Annotated in this window: 14 protein-coding genes; 6 read left to right on the plus strand and 8 right to left on the minus strand. The window is 48.2% G+C overall.

What is annotated here, in order from left to right:
• Positions 1-7: 7 nt before the first annotated feature.
• The 4 genes from OXH00_10605 to OXH00_10620 form a co-directional block, all read right to left on the minus strand.
• Positions 8-664 carry a lysophospholipid acyltransferase family protein gene (locus OXH00_10605; GenBank protein MCY3741460.1) on the minus strand — a complete coding sequence of 219 codons (657 nt, stop codon included), beginning with the start codon at positions 662-664 and terminating at the stop codon, positions 8-10.
• A gap of 4 nt (positions 665-668) precedes the next feature.
• Complete coding sequence (gene cmk / locus OXH00_10610; protein ID MCY3741461.1) at positions 669-1,352, minus strand: (d)CMP kinase; 684 nt, start codon at positions 1,350-1,352, stop codon at positions 669-671.
• The gene (locus OXH00_10615) at positions 1,349-2,257 is read right to left on the minus strand and encodes a prephenate dehydrogenase/arogenate dehydrogenase family protein (GenBank protein MCY3741462.1); all 909 of its coding nucleotides are present in this window, start codon (positions 2,255-2,257) and stop codon (positions 1,349-1,351) included. Before OXH00_10615 ends, cmk begins: the two co-directional genes overlap by 4 nt.
• A gap of 149 nt (positions 2,258-2,406) precedes the next feature.
• Complete coding sequence (locus OXH00_10620; GenBank protein ID MCY3741463.1) at positions 2,407-4,317, minus strand: hypothetical protein; 1,911 nt, start codon at positions 4,315-4,317, stop codon at positions 2,407-2,409.
• Positions 4,318-4,492: 175 nt separating this feature from the next.
• On the opposite strand from OXH00_10620, the gene OXH00_10625 reads away from it, so the two are divergent.
• From OXH00_10625 to OXH00_10635, 3 genes are all read left to right on the plus strand, one after another.
• Entirely contained in the window at positions 4,493-6,718 is a 2,226-nt protein-coding gene (locus OXH00_10625; protein ID MCY3741464.1) for a tetratricopeptide repeat protein, read from the plus strand.
• A gap of 358 nt (positions 6,719-7,076) precedes the next feature.
• A complete protein-coding gene (locus OXH00_10630) occupies positions 7,077-7,376 on the plus strand; it encodes a hypothetical protein (protein ID MCY3741465.1) in 300 nt (99 codons plus the stop codon).
• Positions 7,354-8,463, plus strand: coding sequence for a DUF4159 domain-containing protein (locus OXH00_10635; GenBank protein ID MCY3741466.1), 1,110 nt, complete (start codon positions 7,354-7,356; stop codon positions 8,461-8,463). Before OXH00_10630 ends, OXH00_10635 begins: the two co-directional genes overlap by 23 nt.
• Positions 8,464-8,575: 112 nt before the next feature.
• On the opposite strand, the gene OXH00_10640 is transcribed toward OXH00_10635, so the two are convergent.
• A complete protein-coding gene (locus OXH00_10640; protein ID MCY3741467.1) occupies positions 8,576-9,346 on the minus strand; it encodes an FAD-binding oxidoreductase in 771 nt (256 codons plus the stop codon).
• A gap of 405 nt (positions 9,347-9,751) precedes the next feature.
• Between OXH00_10640 and OXH00_10645 the strand changes: the two genes are divergently transcribed.
• From OXH00_10645 to OXH00_10655, 3 genes are all read left to right on the plus strand, one after another.
• Positions 9,752-11,737: a WD40 repeat domain-containing protein gene (locus OXH00_10645; protein MCY3741468.1), complete on the plus strand. Its 1,986-nt coding sequence runs from the start codon at positions 9,752-9,754 to the stop codon at positions 11,735-11,737.
• 74 nt (positions 11,738-11,811) lie between these two features.
• Positions 11,812-13,812 (plus strand): WD40 repeat domain-containing protein, encoded by a 2,001-nt coding sequence (locus tag OXH00_10650; protein ID MCY3741469.1) that lies wholly within the window; start codon positions 11,812-11,814, stop codon positions 13,810-13,812.
• A gap of 208 nt (positions 13,813-14,020) precedes the next feature.
• Complete coding sequence (locus OXH00_10655; protein ID MCY3741470.1) at positions 14,021-15,604, plus strand: WD40 repeat domain-containing protein; 1,584 nt, start codon at positions 14,021-14,023, stop codon at positions 15,602-15,604.
• A gap of 81 nt (positions 15,605-15,685) precedes the next feature.
• Here OXH00_10655 and OXH00_10660 read toward each other — a convergent pair whose 3' ends face one another.
• The 3 genes from OXH00_10660 to OXH00_10670 are packed head-to-tail and all read right to left on the minus strand — an operon-like array spanning position 15,686 to position 18,258.
• Positions 15,686-17,122: a sulfatase gene (locus OXH00_10660; protein MCY3741471.1), complete on the minus strand. Its 1,437-nt coding sequence runs from the start codon at positions 17,120-17,122 to the stop codon at positions 15,686-15,688.
• Positions 17,123-17,125: 3 nt separating this feature from the next.
• Positions 17,126-17,839: an orotidine-5'-phosphate decarboxylase gene (pyrF, locus tag OXH00_10665; protein MCY3741472.1), complete on the minus strand. Its 714-nt coding sequence runs from the start codon at positions 17,837-17,839 to the stop codon at positions 17,126-17,128.
• An 11-nt stretch (positions 17,840-17,850) separates the two neighbouring features.
• Complete coding sequence (locus tag OXH00_10670) at positions 17,851-18,258, minus strand: hypothetical protein (protein ID MCY3741473.1); 408 nt, start codon at positions 18,256-18,258, stop codon at positions 17,851-17,853.
• Positions 18,259-18,314 lie beyond the last annotated feature (56 nt).

Genomic DNA, 18,314 nt, shown 5'->3' on the forward strand with positions numbered 1-18,314 from the left:
GGATAGTTCACCTGTCGATTAACATCTCATCTCGCAAATCTGCGATTGCGCCCATCATCTGGTTGCCCATCTGCTGATACTTTTCGCGCCGCGTTTCAAAATCTTTAGCGATAGGTTCAAGCGGTTGACCAAATATAACAGTGAGTTTCGATCGGCGGAGCCGTTTGCTGTTGCGCGGCAATATCCGTTCCGCGCCCCTATGAAACACCGGTATCGTCGGCACATCGGCTCGGTCCGCGATAAAACATGCGCCATCATGCGCCTTACCTAACGTACCATCAACGCTACGGGTCCCTTCTGGAAACATCAACACAGCGTTGCCGTCTTGCAAAAGTGAGATTGTCTTTCGCAATGCGCCTAAGTCTGCTGCGCCTCTATTGACAGGGTAGGCATTATAAATTGAAATGAGTTTCCCTAAACCCGGGAGGTCGAATGCGTTACTTCGTGCCATGAAATGAATCTCACGACTCGCGGCGGCACCGACAATTACCGGATCAAGGAAACTGACGTGATTTGCCACGAATAACACGCCACCTTCCCTCGGAATATGGTGAAGACCTCGTGCTTCAAGTCGCCCCACGGTTTTACAAAAAATGTTTGTGATCCGATGTCCCCATCGATAGATCGGACGGGAAGTCCAAAATTGATTATTGGTATACCACATAATTTTACTTTGAATCGATTTCGGCGTTACATACCGTCGCTATAATAAAATCAACGACTTCATCGATCGTTTTATCGGTTGTATCAAGGATAATCGCGTCGTCAGCGGCACGGAGCGGACTGTGTGCCCGTGTTTTATCCTTCTCATCGCGATCAGTAATCTCCGCTTCAACTGCTGCCAACGTTATATCTACGTTTTGTCTTTGGAGTTCGGCGAGTCTCCGCTTCGCGCGTTCTGTCACAGAGGCATCAAGATAGAACTTAAAATCGGCGTTTGGAAAAACAATCGTCGTTAAATCTCTGCCTTCAGCGATGATACTCCCCTCGCCACCGATACGTTGTTGATGCTTGACGATCTCATGGCGAATCTCTGGTATTTTTGCAACATCTGCGACGCGCCTATTAACTGCCGGTGTGCGGATCAGGAGAGATACATCTTCGGCATTGAGCAAAATCGTTTTACCGTTATCCTGAAATTCAATGTGGCACGCCTTTACCTGCTCAAACAGTTCAGGGCTATCGGCTGCAAGTTTACCTCGGATCGCCAACACGGTCACTGCCCTGTACATAGCACCGGAATCGAGATAAAGCAGCCCGAGTTTTTCTGCGACGTGACGCGCGACCGTGCTTTTCCCAGACCCGGCAGGTCCGTCTATCGCAATCGTTACCTGAGATCCAATCTTTTTCATGCGCCCCCTATTTTTTCGCTGCGCTTTTTGACGGTAACTTGTGCCTCCAGAAGTACACGTTCAACCTCAGCCAAGTCATCAGTCTGAAGCAATGTTTTGAATGCTGTTAAGTTTTCAACGATGTCGCCGATCAAGGATACAAGTACATCTCTATTCTCTGTGAAAATGTCGGTCCATAAGTCCGGCGAACCTGCGGCGATCCGGGTAGAATCCCGAAAACCGGTTGCCGTAAAATCCAACGCCTTACCCTCTTCGGTTTCCACATTCGCAACCGTATTGGCGAGAAGACTTGCAACAAGATGCGGGAGATGGCTTGCAGCACCGATGAGGAGATCATGGGTTTTCGGGGAAAGGAGATGCGGTACTGCCCCAACGAATTCCCATAGATTTTTGATCAACCCTAAGGCATCCGGGTCAGTGTTTGGAGTCGGTGTCAAAATACACGTTGCTTTTTGAAAAAGTGTTGCCCGTGCGGCACCGACCCCGGTCTCATGAGAACCTGCCATCGGGTGCCCACCAATAAAAGAGAGGGCATCCACCCTCTGTTCCTGTAGCTGCGCCTCGATTGCCTCAACGAGTGTTGATTTTGTGCTACCGACATCGGTCAGGACGATCCGATGCTGCTGTGTGTTAACAGATTCAATGATCCGCTGTACCAACCTCGGAACCAAGGCAACAGGTGTACACAGCACGACGAGATCCGTTTCTCGAAGCCCTTCCGCTAACTCCGTCGTTATTACATCAACGGCATCGTGTTCAAGAGCATCCCCAAGTCTACCGATGTTTCGTCCCAACCCGACGCGTTGTCCCTGAAATCCGTTCTTTTTCAACGCAAGCCCAAGCGAACCTCCGATTAACCCGACACCCCATATCGTAATTCGACGAAGTTGTTGTATCTGTTTCATAGCAAGTCTCAGAAGCCTTCAATCTTCAAATATATCGCGGTATACTCCATTGATAGAAGTCTTGTATATTTTACGGGAATTTGCCAATCTTTGTCAAGTGAAAACGTTCACTGCCACGGGTAGATATGACTTAAAACCGCGTCCATTCGTCACCAAATAAACCGATACATCGGCATCTGCAGGAAGATACCGAGGAGTCCCCAGACACTTCCGACAAGGAATTCGCCTAAAATCAGCCCTAAAAAGAAGGGAGCGACACGTCGGTAAGTCCGTACCCCCCCGAAACGGAGAATGGCTAACTTGATGAAATAACTGATAAAGACCGAGAACCAGAAAAAGTTGACTGCCCAGGTCCCAGAGATCGCATATCCAATCGGATATAGGGGCCACCAGAAAAAGCGGAGTCGAACCAACGTGAGGCAAAACGCAAACAGCAGTCCGAAAACCATAGCAATCAATGACGGAATGTTCACAGGCATTGGGTTCGTCAACCAGCTCTGCGTGCGGTTAAATACAGAGCCTGACCAGACTTCAATCGCCCCATGTTCATAACCGATATGAAGCGCGCCCCAAAAAGCGGCAAGTGGACTGATTACCATTGCGAGGAGTATTGCGACAGCCATCCGTCGCGAGGCACTGCGCGAGCGTTCCGCCAATTTCAAGCCCTCTAATTGATGTGGCATGGTATTGCCTCGGTAGGCACGATTGAAACAGAACACAAGCGAAAATAGCGATAGGTTCTGCCCGCCAAGTCGGCGCATCCCGAACATTTTGGGAAGTAAGACATCGGGTCCCATGGAGCGTAGATCGTGAATCGGTGGTCCCAATTCAGCGCGGACGCGGGTAATGACTGTCACAGTTATCAGGTGGATCGCAAGAACGAGGACTGCCACCCAGAGTGACATGCCCGCGACCCACCAGAAACCGGTTAGTAGCAGAAAACCGCTGATCAATCCTAACACCGCAGCGCGATAGGACATCGGTTCGTTTGATTGCACTTTTCTGTTCGCACGCCACGCCTGTCTGAGAACATCGCGCAGATGGTGCCGCGCACTCCACAACGCCATCAATAACACACCGACACAGACGCCAAACGATTGGTCAAAGATAAATGGAAATCCCGGAATCCGCTGCAAGCCAGCAATGCTGCCGAAAATCATCTCAAATTTCCAGAAGATATAGAAAAACCAGAATGTGAAGGAGAGGTCAAGCGGAATAAAGTACGCCATCCCGATAACAAAAGGGAAAAAGACTATTGGTGTCCAGCCAATGGCGTTCCACGGTTTCGTTGTGAACAGGGGACGGAGATCGTAGAATTCACCGCCGAGTCCAGGAAAATTGGGAAACAGAAAATGTAAGCCGTTAATCACGTCTATCCCACCTGCGAGGGCAATACCCATCCACAACGACTTTGATCGGAAAAAGCGCGCCGTCGTCATCTGGAACGGCAGCTCAATAATTGGGTAACTGAGCCGTTCAACTTCAATCCACTGCCTTCTCAGAATCACGTTGATACAAAATGTTGTGAAAAGCAGCACAATGATAAACCCACTCCACGCCAGCACCGGTTGCCACCATAACTGGAGGTGCGGACGCAGATAAAGGGTAGATTCACCCGTAAAATAGACGGTCAACTTACTTTTATCCGTCAAGGCGAGCCAGTCAGGGAGATAGCGGTGAAAGAGTGTACGCCACTCATTCTCTTCTGTTGCTAACCATCCAACGGTGGCAATATTTGTAATGATGACCTCAAACAGGTCGTGTCCACAAATGGCGGAGGCTATGGATAGCATCACGTAGAGTGTCAACAATTCGCCTTGGGTGAGTGCAGCGCGCGGTGTAAATCGGTGAAGGAGCGTGTTGAGAGCTATCAACACAACGAGTGCGAAAATCGCGTTGAAAAAGAGGGACATCGTCGTCGGGAAACCTTGATCCCAACGTAGCGATGCGAAGACCCAATAGTTATTGAAGGGAATCAGCGCGAGCCCGATCCAAATAATCCGCCAACGAATTTTCTGGTGAGGAGGAGATGTAGAAAGGGCAGGCGCGTGTTGCTGCATGGATAGTCCGAGTCGGGTTTTGTAGTCAGAATGCGTGTTGTTTTATCTATAAATTTGCTGTGTTATTATACCTCAAAATTGAAATGCACTCAAGAATTTTGCTTGCCTCATTAAGGCAAATCTGGTAAAATAATACTAAAATTAAAAGTATCTGATATTCCTTTAACAAGACAAAATGAACGCTATAAAAGAAGCACATTACAACCTTGGGATCGCCTATCTGGAGGCGGGACAATACAATAGAGCCGTTCCTGAGTTCGAGGCAGCCATAAAGCTGGATCCGAATTTTATAGGTGCACACGCTGCGCTCTGTCGCGCCTACCTCGAACAGAACGAACTCGAAAATGCAAGTACAGCGGTCGCATCGGCATTAAAACTTGATGCCAATTATCAACCAGCATTGCTGCTGTACGGTACTATCATAGAGGCATACCATGACAAGGGCAAAGCCTATTTAGATGATAGACAATATACCGAAGCCGTTGCAGCACTCCAGAAAGCCATAACGCTTGACGCAGATTTAGACGATAACTCACAGGACTCCCATCCGGAAAATATACATCTCTATGTCCATCTTGGTGCTGCCTATATCGGCATGAAGGCGTATCAGGAGGCGGTTGAAGCGTTACAATACGCGATCGCACAAGATGCCGATCTCGTTGACGCGCACTACAACCTCGGTTATGCTTACGTAGAGCAGGGAGCATCCGACAAAGCGATACCACACCTTGAACGCGCTATTGCCATTGCTCCGCATCTCAAACGTGCGCACTACAACCTTGCACGCGCCTACCGAGAATCGGGCAATTTGGAAGCTGCAACGAATGCCATCACAGAGACACTAAGACTTGACCCGAACTATCAACGGGCACACGAACTCACAGATAGAATAAAACAGGAACATTACAACAGAGGTATCACCTATCTGAATGATGAACGTTATAGTGAAGCCGTTACCGCCTTCCAAAACGCCATCACCCTCGATTCCGATTTAGCGGTTGCACATTACAATCTTGGGTTGGCTTATCTCAAGATGGAGACGTACCCTCGCGCCGTCTCATCGCTTGAAAAGACGATAGTCCTTGATCCAAACCATACAGCTGCACACCATGCGCTTGCACTCTCCTACCTTGGACAACAAGAACTTGGAAAGGCAAGAGATGCGGCGAGAGAAGCGTTAAAAATAGATGCCAATTATCAACCCGCGCGCTCGCTTTTGGAAGCCATTGATCCGAGTTTCACGCCACCACCGAGTCCTTCAACGCCAGGAGTGCAGGATGTTACGCCGTCAGTACCAGAACACACCGCAGACCCACAGTCGGCTGCAAAACCCACACAAGAAACGCACCACGAACTCGGTCTCGCTTATTTAGACGCGAAAATGTACACAGAAGCAATTGCGGAGTTCCGAAAGGCGATAGATTTGGATCCGGATTTTGTAGAAGCGCACACGAGTTTAGGCGAAATCTATTTTGAAATGCAACAACTTGATGACGCAGAAAACGCGGCGAAAGCGGCATTAGGGATTGATGCCGACTCGCAATCCGCCCGTCAACTTTTAGAAGCCATCGAACAGGCGCGCCCTGTTCGTCCCGAACCTGAACCGGCAAAGCAAACACCTACACCGACAGACCCGTCCGATATGAAGCAAGACTTAGAACGCGGACAGGTTTTTCTTAACAGCAGACAGTATGATCAAGCCGCGGCTGCGTTCAAAAGGGTAATCAAGGCAAATGCAAGTTCGATAGAAGGGCACTTCGGCTTGGGGCAGGCGTATCTTGAAATAGGTGCGTTTGACGATGCCAAAACTGCGGTGGATACCGTGTTAATACTCAATCCGAACCATCGGAAGGCACGCGAATTGATTCAAGTGATAAAGTTCGCCAGTAATATAGAGAGAAATAAGAAAATTCGGAAGAAAGTTTTGTCTTATGCCGTTATTTTAGGCATTATTGCAGTGGCAATCTTCGGGGCAGTCAGGTTAAACCTAATTCCGTGGTCAACTTCGTCGGCACCTCCAAACCTCTCAATAGCAGCCTCCTTAGAGGAGCCTTCAGGAAACGGTTTCCTTGATGCAGGCGAAACAGCGCGGCTTAAGTTCATCATTCGTAACAACGGTGGCACAGCGCGTAATATTCAAATTAGGTTTGAACCATCATCTATAGCCGGGTTGCGTTTTAAGAAACCGGAGCCAATTCCAAAAGTAAGTGCAAACAGTGATGAAACCATTAGAATTCCTATTACTGCTGATAAGAACATACAAGGCAGAAACCAAGCCTTGCAAATCCAATTACTCGGGAAGATTAGTTCGTTCGGAAAGATGGAGCCGCTCGTGACTCAAGACTTTTCTTTTAAAATTGTACCAACTCTACAAAAACCAACATCGCAACGACGGAAGTGATAATGAGCGTTAGCATAAAATTCCACACATATTTGTGCCCGCTCTGTTCATTTTTTCCATATTATGCACCTTTCCCGTTCCAAAATTGTCTCTTTAATAAATAGCTGCTATAGACATATTGCTCCGCCCCAGCAAAACCCAACAGCAAAATTTGTTTATCAAGACTTACCCCAAGTTGCTATTTTTAAAAGCTATCACTTCATCTTAGTTTATCTTTTACATTATGCCATCATTACATATAAGCATAGAATTATCAAATAAATCATAATATGAATAATAGTACCTTTATACGGTTTTAGTATTGAATCTACGTTGTCGCCAAGGTGGCAACTTAGGTTAATTTAATAGAGGAATAATTATGAACACACGCATGATTGAAAAATATTATGCCAAACAACGCAGAAATAGAGCACTGATATATTCTTTAGTAGTGCATGTAATTTTAATTATCGCAACCGCGATATGGTTACTCAAACCGCTGGTAGAACAAATAGAAGATAAGTTCACTGTGGATTTTGTACGCCCACCGCAGCGAATACATAAGCCAAAAAAGATAGTGCGACAAGTCGAACTGAGCAAGGAAGCTTGCTACAACATCCATTCAGGACTCGGCAGCGAAGCGTTTGCCCTCATCTATGTCATCACTCCCACGACTTGAATCCCAACCGAAGTTGGAGGCACCACCGCTCGCCACAGTGGCAGACCTTGCCCCTTCACCAGAGGCCATTCTCGCCCCTACCGATGTCAACTCACCTACGGTAGAAAGAGGTAGTGGAGAAATTGAGGACGGACGCGGTTTAACAATGAACGGAAAAGGCACCGGGGTTGGAAATACCATCGGCAAAGGCACAGGGGGTGGAGGTTCAGGGACGGGGCTCGGTAACGTAACGCAATCAAGTGGTACCGGACAAGATGCATTCGGTGAAGGGATTCCAGACACTATTGGTAGTTACAGAGATGAGATTGGGGATAAACTCGGGAGCATCATTGATGAAGAGGGCGGCATCGTGCGTGGCCATATCCGACTGATACGCCTCAAGCACCAAATGAGCGACTGGTGGCAGGACCCAACAGCGGTTCCGTCGTTAATAAAATGGTTGCGTGAGAATGTGCGAACGATTACCGCTGATATGAAATACGCGGGTGGCGCGTTGCCGCTCACAGACGACCGCATTATGGATGCCCCCCTCGTGATCATGACAGGACACGATCAAGCGATGTCGGTGTCCTACCAACAACTCGCTGACCGCAATTCACAGACATCAAGGTTCACCGATGCCGAGCGCGCAGCCCTGCGCAAATATATTCTCGATCATAACGGTATGTTGTTTTTTGACTACTGCGGGGACGGCGGTAACGAAAAATCGTTCGCGAATCTTGTAGAAACCGAGTTACGCGAGATATTCCCTGAGTATCCGATGAAAACCCTGGATGATATACGACATGAGATTTTTCAGTCCTATTACAAACTGAAAAAAACGCCTGTCGGCGGTTCGGCGTTTTGGGGAACAGGTTACGAAGGCGGGAACACAAAATGGCGATATATCAAGGGCATCTTGGTGCCGGGACGGTTAGGTAAACCTCGTCTGGCAGTCGTATTTTGCCCGCTCGATTACTTATGCAGTATGGAGACGGCTGAGATCGATAGCCGTGCGCCACTTGCGTCGAGACGTTCCTCGGATGTCTACCGGTTCATGACGAACATGTTTATCTACCAAATGAGACAAAGGGCTAACAACGAATAAGGAAAAAAATAGGGCGCGCTTCATAAACGCGCCCATATCAGTATTACATCAATGTGCTATTGCTGTTCAGATAAAGTCCTTCTGCAAGCGTGGATGACCTCACCCATCGCCACTATTCCTTAATCACAAAGAATTTTTCCTCTTTAATCCGTTCTTCAGGGAAACGTGCGCGCGCCCAGATCGCTTTTGAATTCTCAATCATTTGCGGATGTCCACACGCATAGACGACAGCGTTGGTATGGTCAAAGCCGAGTTGGTCGCCGTACTTCCGAATTACATCTTCGGCACGACCACTCTCGCCTTGCCAGTCTGGATCTTCCCACGGACGACTGACCGTTGGAACAAACGTGAACCACTCTTCCTGCGCCGCGAGTTCATTGAGTTCATCCATATAATACCCAAGTTCCCATGAACGGCTTGCACCGACAATCGCTATGATTTGATGCGGACTCGATTTGCCCTGTTCCTGCTCAATTTTTTGTGTCCGCGCAATGCTAATATAGGGTGCAGCACCGGTCACAGTTCCCGCCATGACGTGGCGTGTCATCCCGCTCTCCGTGTCCATCACGAATTTTCCGACGAGGCGGTCTCGAATAAACACGGTGTCGCCTAACTCCAATGCCCAAAATAGGGGGGTCGTAGCGCCCTCTGGCACTAATTCCACGAAAACCTCCATGAAAGGTTCGTGTGGGGAAGAAACTATCGAATACGGACGTTGGACGATCTTTCCGTCAACCTCAAAACCGATAGTGGCGTATTGTCCGGGTATAAATGGTAACTGCTTATCAACACGGAATCTGAACGCGGCTAAATCTTCAGAGAAGTCCTCACGTTCAATGAGTTCACCTTTACAATATTGCGTTCTGGCGCGTCTTCTTTGCATAATTATTTCCTTCAAACTTTCTATAGCAAGTTTCGGCTCGTAAGTTACGCCGAAAAGAAAATCACAGAATTTAGACTAACTCTTCATATATTATACGCAAAACGAAAACGCATATCAAGTTTTTTTCAAAGGCAGTCAGCAATTAGCGGTCAAGGATGTCGCGACCGAGAGGTCGCTCCTACAATTGTTGGGTGCTTGCAATTCTGGTGGTTTTGTGATAAATTACAACAGTAGCGGTGGATGCGATTGCCCCTTTTGGTGCAATTGTGGACAAAGCCTGCCCTATTTTGTGCAGATTTTTTGGGTATCTTGCTAAAAGTCAGTTGTGGGGTATTATTCAGATAGGCACGGAATTTGCTCACAAATATGATATAGATTAATCTCCCCGAAAAAAGGAACGCAATTATGAAAAAGCCAAAACTTCTCTATATCGTGTGTCTCTTAATTCCGTGTTTACTATTATCAAAGGGTTTCGCGCAAGAATATGCAGCACAATGGCATTTACCGGAAGGCGCGAAAGCGCGCCTCGGAAATGGGAAATTAAACAACATCATATTTTCACCGGACGGCACGCGAGTCGCAGTGCCAACTTCTATCGGCATCTGGGTTTATGACGTACACACCACCAAAGCCGTCTCGCTGTTTAGCGGGATACAGACCGGTGAAATCGGAAAGTACCTACCCACCGTACCACCAGAAGCACTAACGTTCTCTGATGATGCGCTAATTGTCGCCAGTGCTCACGCTGACAAGATCTACGTCTGGGATACCGCAACAGGCACGGCATTTGCGATGCTTGACGAACACCCGAACGCAATTAAAGCGATTGCACTTTCACCTGACAACACAAAACTTGCTACCGCAGGTGGAGACTGGATTGTGCGGTTGTGGGATGTTGGAACGGGTAAATATATCAATAGTCTTAGCGGACATCCAGGAGCAGTCAACGCGATCGCATTCTCGCCAGATGGCAAAATCCTTGCCAGTGCTGGAACCAGACTACGACTCTGGAATGCCGATACCGGCGAACTCCTGAATGCAGATAACAATGACTTAGGTTCTATTGACCATCTCGTATTCTCACCAGATGGAAAAACCCTTGCCAGTAGTAATGGATGGTCGCATGCGGTACACCTGTGGGATGTGGATACCAGCACCATCAAGAAAAAATTCAAAAAACACAACAGCAAAATCCGTGATATTGCGTTTTCACCAGATGGTAGACGACTCGTCAGTGTGAGTTCCGATGGAGAAATGCGTTTAACGGATCTTAGTACGGATGCCGAACCAAAGCGTCTACCGACACCGGAAGACAAAACACCGCAACCCGTACCCGCCATCCTAAAACTCGAAGCACTTAAGCAGGCATACCTACCAAGGCGACGGGATGATGTTTATTCAGTGGGATTCTCTGAAGACGCGACACAACTCATCAGTGTCAGTAAGGACGGCAGCCTTCATGTTTGGGACGTTGAAACCGGACGCTACCGGACATCCTTCTCCCTTGGCGCGTATAGCGATCAAGTCTATCATATCGCTTTCTCTGAAGATGGTAAATTCCTCGCCAGTAACGACGGATTTGAAGAACGGGTCCGCGTCTGGGATGTCGAAAACGCCACACAACACGCCATTCTGACACCCGGGCAAGGTAATGTTTTTAACCCGCTTCGTCACCTAATAGTCTCCTCAGGCATCAAAAAAATTGTCGGACGCGAATTACAAGGGGCAATTCAGACCTGGAATGCTGAGACCGTAGAGCATCTATCTTCCATACCGACAGACCGAATGATACATTACTGGCCGCTGCTACTTTCACCTGATGGAAAATTCCTCGCTGGGACAGACATACTATCCAAGAACCAAATTGAGCTTTGGGAGACGGATCTGGGTGCCCCGCTATTCACACTTGAAGGGCACGCAAGTCCAGTGACGGAATACGCATTCTCCCCAGACAGTAAGATCTTCGTTAGTGGTGGTAGAGACGGAACTATTATTTTATGGGATGTCAAAACAGGCGACCAACGCAACAGTCTCACAGGACATACAGCGTCTATTAGTGCATTAGCCTTCTCTGCAGATGGTAAAACACTCGCAAGTGGAAGTGGCAACGAAATCCGCCTCTGGGATCCTGACACCAGCACTCTAACAGGTATTCTTGATACCGGATTGAATGTCCAAGCATTAGCCTTCGCTCCCGATGGAAAGAGACTCGCCTGCGGAACCGAGGATGGACGGATTCAGGTCTGGGCTTTAGTTCCAAATTTCCAAGTGCAGTCTACCTTCGCGGGGCATCAAGGCGCAATTTATGTGTTGATGTTCTCACCAGATGGCAAAACGCTCGCAAGTGGGAGTAACGATGGGACCGTTCTTCTTTGGGATATGGAACGGTAGAGATGACTCTCTCTAATAGGTAAATGCTCGGATCGCACCGGTAAAATGCCTTTCACAAAACGGAGATTTATTTCATGAAAAAACTGGGACTGTTTTACATTGTCTCTCTGTTGATTGTCGGAATTTTGCCAAATTGGAGCCTTGCACAGGACCAGACACAAGGCCCTTTTTCTGAAGGCGCGAAAATGCGACTTGGAAAAGGCAGGATAAACGACATCAAGTTTTCACCGGACGGCAGCCGGTTCGCAGTCGCAACTCCTATTGGTATCTGGATGTATGACGCGCACACTGGTGAAGAACTTTCCTTAATCGCTGTGCTTCCTGGGGAGGGACGCGAAATCACAACTATAGCATTCTCACCAGATGGGCATACCCTTGCCAGCGGTGAATGGGGTGGCATCGGAAGGTTATGGGATGTCCTTACCGGCAAACCGATAGCCACTTTGCAAGAGATCTCGCACCGACACGACGTAGAACTGAGAACACTCGCCTTCTCTGCGGATGGCATGAAATTGGTCGGGGCAACTATGCATAGAGAAATTAGCACGTGGGAACTCGGGGTAGACATAAAATCACCAACCATTTTGCGGCGGATCAAAGGTCAAAATCCGTTGATATCTCCTAAGTGGACGCTACTTTCACCGGATATACGTCTGCTTGCCGACACAGATGAGGATTGGAAAAATAAAAAATTCCAAATCCAGCTATGGGACACTACTACTGGTAACCTGTTACATACCTTGGTCCATACACAAGAGATTGAATCTATAGCGTTTTCAGCCGATAGCAGGACGCTGGTGAGCAATGGGGACTCAACGATTCAACTGTGGGATACCGCGACTGGGAAACTACAATCGACATCGAACTGGAGGCGCGTCCCTTCAACCCACACGTTAGCGTTTTCGCCGAAAGGTAGGTTCCTCGCGAGTGGGCATCGGGATGGTGCTCGGTTATGGGATAACACCATCAAACAGAAACAACAAGCGGTCTATGCTATTGGCGATTATCAACATAGTTTAGAAATCCACGGACATAAAGACTATATTTATAGACTGGCATTCTCGCCAGACGAAAAAACATTGCTCACGGGAAGTAAAGATGGGACGATACAAGCGTGGGATACTGCAACTGGTAGACATCGCTTTACTTGTACGGGATACCTTGAAGGTTTTCGAGGATTGGCATTTTCACCCGATGGAGATACCCTCATAACTCTGCATCAGCCAGTCAACCCACCGGGGATAGTTCAGCAACAACGATGGGATCTCAACACTGGGGATCAACTGTCCACCCGGCTTTTAGGGATAAAATTAGTCAGCATGGTCCTGGCACCAAATGGTAAAACGCTTGCTGGGCACGCCTCCGCGAATAAATATGTTTTATGGAATATTAACACTGACCCACCACGTATCATGGATCAATTGACTTTAGAAGGGTTTCCGAGATCCGGTTTAAATGTTAAAAGCGCATTCTCCTCAGATGGCAAAATGTTAGCAGCCGGGGGTGAAGATGGTTTAGTTCATGTGTGGAACCTTACCGCATCCAATAAGGTTCGACATCAGTTTACAGTCAAGCGGCATAATGACTGGATTCGTACATTGGCATTTTCACCCGATGCAAAGATGCTCGCAAGCGGCGATAAAGGTAGAACGTTCTGTTTGTGGCATGTGGCAGATGGTGCTTTGCTTTTTACATCCACAGCGCATAAATCATTGGTCGACGCATTGGCATTTTCACCCGATGCAAAGATACTCGCAAGCGGTAGTAATGAGCTCTTTTTCTGGGATACAACCACCGGCGGACAACTTCGGACAACCTCTCGAGAGTTGACTGCGCGGCTCTCAGCTTTGGTTTTTTCACCGGACGGCAACACGCTTGTTGCTGGGAATTGGGACGGCATCCTCGAATTGTGGGATGTCCGCACGGGTGGGCTTTTGTCCACTCACACAGGACACACACGGGGAATTAATGCCCTGAAATTTTCTGCTGATAGCAAAACTCTGGTTAGTGGCAGTTTTTGGGGGACAATCCTCGTCTGGGACTGGGAAACACTCAAGAAAACTAATAATAGGTGATAACCTTATAACTATAACGTGAGTTTGATAAAACTATTGTAGCGAAAACTTTATAGTTTTCGCCCAAAGCACACAAACTGGGAAGTTTGTGCTACGGGGGCTCGCAAGGTGGATTTTCGGAGAAAGGACCTATTATTGAAGGCACATCATTTATTATCAAACTGGTGTAACTATAGTGTGTCACCAATACTGTAAAAGGGAATTTAAAATGAAAAAGTCGATAACTCTCTACGCCATTTTACTGTCAATTTCGAGCCTATTCCTGTCAAATGGATTCGCCCAAGACGATACGCAATGGCAGTTACCTGAAGGTGTGAAAATGGACATTGGCAAAGGTGCGGCAAGTGACATCACCTTTACCCCAGATGGCACGCAATTTGCTGTCACTACCAATATTGGCATCTGGATATATGATGCGAAAACTGGTGCAGAAATCAGCGTGCTTAAGCAACTGGGTCGCGGTTACGGGAAAATAGCATTTTCACCAGATGGGAACGTCCTCGCTTGTGCAACGGACAGTAATGGACGTGGAGAAGTTCAATTGTGGGACAAAGCTGCTGGACAACTTCTCACAACGCTATCCTCACCTACGGGCATCTCCTCTCTATTTTTTTCTGAGGATGGCACGAAACTCGCCTGTGCAGGTTCTGTTGGGCGTGTTCATGTATGGGAGATTCGCCCCGAAACACCTCCCGCGCTTGTTACAGACATAAGATTATATTTTGAAAGTTGGAATGATTCTTGGCTAACTGAACTCTCACCAGACGGGCGTTTTCTTGCTATCACAATACTCAATTGGCAAGATAAAGACTTCTCAATCCAATTGTGGGATGGTCAGACCGGCGAACGCTTGCATGCTTTGACGGGTCATAAACGATCGGTCACTGCGCTAACATTTTCACCCGACAGCAAGACCTTAGTCAGTGGTGATGAATATGAAACACTTCGTGTGTGGGATACCGAATCCGGTAACCTACAATCGACAATGCGGTGGCGGGGTCGCACTCCAACCCATGCGTTAGCATTTTCGCCGAAGGGTAGATTTCTTACCAGTGGACATGGTGATGGGGTTCGCTTGTGGCATTATACACTTGGCGAGGTGCAACCGTGGGATTATGCAATCGGTGCATATCAAAACATCATGGATTTAAAAGCACACAAAGATTATGTTTACAGATTCGCATTTTCGCCTGACGAATTGACGCTGCTCACTGTTAGTAAAGACGGCACTATTATCGCATGGAATACGACCACCGGTAACCAACGTTTTAGGTGCGAAGGTCACCAGCAAGGTATCCAGGTTTTAGTAAGTTACCAAAAGTTCCACGTCGTTGCTCACAATCTGGATGAGACTCAGAACCTCAAGGCTGAATGTAAAGCGTACCTCGGTGAAGGCGTACGACTCGCTGACTGGAACGACCTCCTCGCCTATTACCGAGAAGGCGGTTCAATGGCGAATTTCATCACCGAACTCAAAGTACCGCTCGAGTATGGCAATCCCGAGGATATGGAAGCCATACCGAACACCGCCTACCGTATTTCAAGGAACGGCGCGCTGCGATGGCAAGGGGATCGCCACTATTTCTTTGCGCGGCACGATCACGTCAAACGCGCAGATTTTTTAGCACACGACAACATCGACAATTACTTACTATCACTGGGTTCATGGTTCGGCAAGGGCGGTTTCGCACTCTGTTATGGGGACCTCAATAGCACAGAGCCACCGCCAGATCCTCCAGAACCACCAGAGGTCATTTTTTCACCCCTCGGAACTCAACTGCTCGATCAATGAAACTAACGCAGAAAACCTTAATAATTGTAAATTGACTACAACCTATCCGATAAGTTGTGGGAGGAACTTCGTAAGTCTGGTTTACATTTCCGCCAACTTCTTTTGGAGCCATCGTGTCATTGGGGCATATCCGGGATCGCAGACCTCAATGAAATGTCCGGGCAAGGGTTGACCGATCAACGCCTCAACATCCCGTCGCCGTTCTGCGACAACTGTCGGATGATCACTCGCAACGTTTACCTTCTCCTCTGGGTCGTTCCGAGTATCAAAGAGTTCATCGCCTCTTTCATCGTTATAGCCTACAGACGTACAGAAGTTCCAGTGGTCATCGCGCACACTGACGCGTCCGCGTGCATTGCCCGTAGCAAAGCCAGCCCACCCCGTGATAATCCGTTCACGGAGAGCCGCTTTCTCTTGTGTAACGAGTTGCCACATATCCTCACCATCCGTCCAACCGCACGGTATGCCAAGTTGATTCAGGAGCGTCGGCATTAGATCGTGATTCTGCACAAACGCGAAAATCTCCTTGTCGCTCGGTCCTTCAGGATGTCGGATCATCAAGTTTAGCTGCGTGTTGAAGGGGTGGAGCTTGTTCGCGCCCTTCCCGAAACTCCCGTGGTCGCGGAGTTGTGTGCCGTGGTCGGACATCAGCACAACCAATGTATCGTCTTTGATGTTCAATTGCTCTATTTTATCAAGCAGCACACCGACCCATTTATCGACAAAGGTAACCTCTCCGAGGTAGAGTGCCTCAATGCGGCGCAGTTCATCTTCCGTAGGACCGTCGCCTTCGTTTGCGCCGCCCGGTGTGATGAAATCTTTACCGGAATAGTCTGGGAAATAGATATCTGCGTAGGACTTCGGGGGATCCCAGGGTTCATGCGGATCGAAACTATCCACCCATAAGAAGAAGGGACCGACAGTGTGATTATCTTCAAGCCAATCCGATGCAGCACGGAAGACGCGCGCGCAACTATAGTCATCTTCTGATTGCCGGTGGCGTTGCGACAATAGATAGTTAACGAGCCCGGCATGTCGTCGCCAGTTGAGCGGTTCACGGACATGTTTTCGGAGTTGTTCCTCAATCAACCTCGGATCACCGCTGTGCCAGTTATCGGATTCCTGTCCGCGGATGAAATCGAAATGTGCAAATCCGCGCGAGAAATTCATCGTCGGTTTGAACATGTGATACGTATCGGCAATCAAGGCAGTGAGGTAACCACGTTCCAGCAAAACCTCGGCAATCGTGTCCTGTTCAGGCGGAATCTTATGCCAGCCGGGTGCGTGGTGCCAATGTCCCCGCCGATCGAAATTATATCTCCACGGGAAACTCCGCATTCCTGTGAAGTTACCACGGCGTATCTGAAGTGTCGGTTGCCCCTCGCCAAATGCGCGTGTGAAACGGACAGACTCCGATGCGAGCGTGTCGAGGTTCGGGGTTTGCACGTGGCTATACTTTTTACCTTCACCGATGATGTCGGCGCGGAACGTATCTAAACAGATACAGACAATATTCATATTTTAAGCCTCCTTCATTTCATCAAGGATCATTCCGGCAGCCTCTAATGGATCATCAGCCTCAATAATAGGTCTACCGACGACAATGTAATCCGCGCCTCGACGGATCGCCTCTGCTGGTGTGGTAATTCGACGCTGGTCGCCAGTCTCCGCCCACTCCGGCCGGATTCCGGGTGTGACAATCAAAAAGTTATCGCCGCACGCTTTTCGGATTGGCTCAATCTCCAACGGCGATGCGACGACCCCGTCTAACCCTGCTTCTTGTGCCAATTGTGCCAGATAGACAACCTGCTTTGTAAGTTGCCGTTCTGAACCGAAATTTCGCTGAAATCCGGTCTCATCAATGCTCGTCAGAATAGTCACGCCGAGCAGAATGGGTCTCGGAATATCTGCTTTGTATGCGGCATCATCTGCGCTGTTTCTTGCGGTTTGCATCATTTCAAATCCACCGGAGGCGTGCATGTTAATCATGTTTGCGCCGTGTTTCGTCATCATGCCGACATCGCGTGCGACTGTATTCGGGATATCGTGGAATTTCAGATCAACAAAGACTTTATGTCCGTTCTGTTTGAACCAAGGAAAAGCTTCCACTCCAAGCGCACTGAACGCCTGAAAGCCCATCTTAAACCAACGGACTGTCTCAGCAAGTGTTGCAGATAACCAATCAATCTCTTTACCATCATCCGTATCCAATGCGACGATTAATCTGTCTTTCAATTTTCGCCTCCTTATTCGTGTTTAAGAGTATTGGTGTTTTCTGGATCTTGCGCTTCCGAGTAGCGAGTGGGACCGGATTTCGCGTTAGGGACCTGTTGTGCTCTACAGTTTTCAATATGCGCAGCCAGTTCTGGCATCTGTGTATGGTCATATTTTTCAATAAGTAGGATAGCAAATTCCATCAATGGCGCGAAAATGTGATTTTCGTCATCACGCACGACATCGGTTAAGTCACCAAGCAGGACTACAAGGTGTTCGTAGTCGTCTTCAGTCACAGTCGGGATACTGTCGTCTTTACAAACACCAACTGCATGAATTAACACTTCTAAGGCTACCGCAAGTGACTGCGGATTGCTATGCGGGTCGTGCTTCAACTCCACTCGCGATACGTCAGATATACGATGTTCTTCAGTTACCATAATTTACTCCTCACATTTTTTAGTAATAGATTTCCCCTCTCAGGGTCTCCATTTAT

The organism is Candidatus Poribacteria bacterium, assembly GCA_026706025.1.
Lineage (GTDB): Bacteria > Poribacteria > WGA-4E > WGA-4E > WGA-3G > WGA-3G.

Coding starts and splice junctions, on each gene's coding strand:
- OXH00_10605 (MCY3741460.1), bottom strand. CDS start 664: ATGTGGTATACCAATAATCAATTTTGGACTTCCCGTCCGATCTATCGA.
- cmk (MCY3741461.1), bottom strand. CDS start 1,352: ATGAAAAAGATTGGATCTCAGGTAACGATTGCGATAGACGGACCTGCC.
- OXH00_10615 (MCY3741462.1), bottom strand. CDS start 2,257: ATGAAACAGATACAACAACTTCGTCGAATTACGATATGGGGTGTCGGG.
- OXH00_10620 (MCY3741463.1), bottom strand. CDS start 4,317: ATGCAGCAACACGCGCCTGCCCTTTCTACATCTCCTCCTCACCAGAAA.
- OXH00_10625 (MCY3741464.1), top strand. CDS start 4,493: ATGAACGCTATAAAAGAAGCACATTACAACCTTGGGATCGCCTATCTG.
- OXH00_10630 (MCY3741465.1), top strand. CDS start 7,077: ATGAACACACGCATGATTGAAAAATATTATGCCAAACAACGCAGAAAT.
- OXH00_10635 (MCY3741466.1), top strand. CDS start 7,354: ATGTCATCACTCCCACGACTTGAATCCCAACCGAAGTTGGAGGCACCA.
- OXH00_10640 (MCY3741467.1), bottom strand. CDS start 9,346: ATGCAAAGAAGACGCGCCAGAACGCAATATTGTAAAGGTGAACTCATT.
- OXH00_10645 (MCY3741468.1), top strand. CDS start 9,752: ATGAAAAAGCCAAAACTTCTCTATATCGTGTGTCTCTTAATTCCGTGT.
- OXH00_10650 (MCY3741469.1), top strand. CDS start 11,812: ATGAAAAAACTGGGACTGTTTTACATTGTCTCTCTGTTGATTGTCGGA.
- OXH00_10655 (MCY3741470.1), top strand. CDS start 14,021: ATGAAAAAGTCGATAACTCTCTACGCCATTTTACTGTCAATTTCGAGC.
- OXH00_10660 (MCY3741471.1), bottom strand. CDS start 17,122: ATGAATATTGTCTGTATCTGTTTAGATACGTTCCGCGCCGACATCATC.
- OXH00_10670 (MCY3741473.1), bottom strand. CDS start 18,258: ATGGTAACTGAAGAACATCGTATATCTGACGTATCGCGAGTGGAGTTG.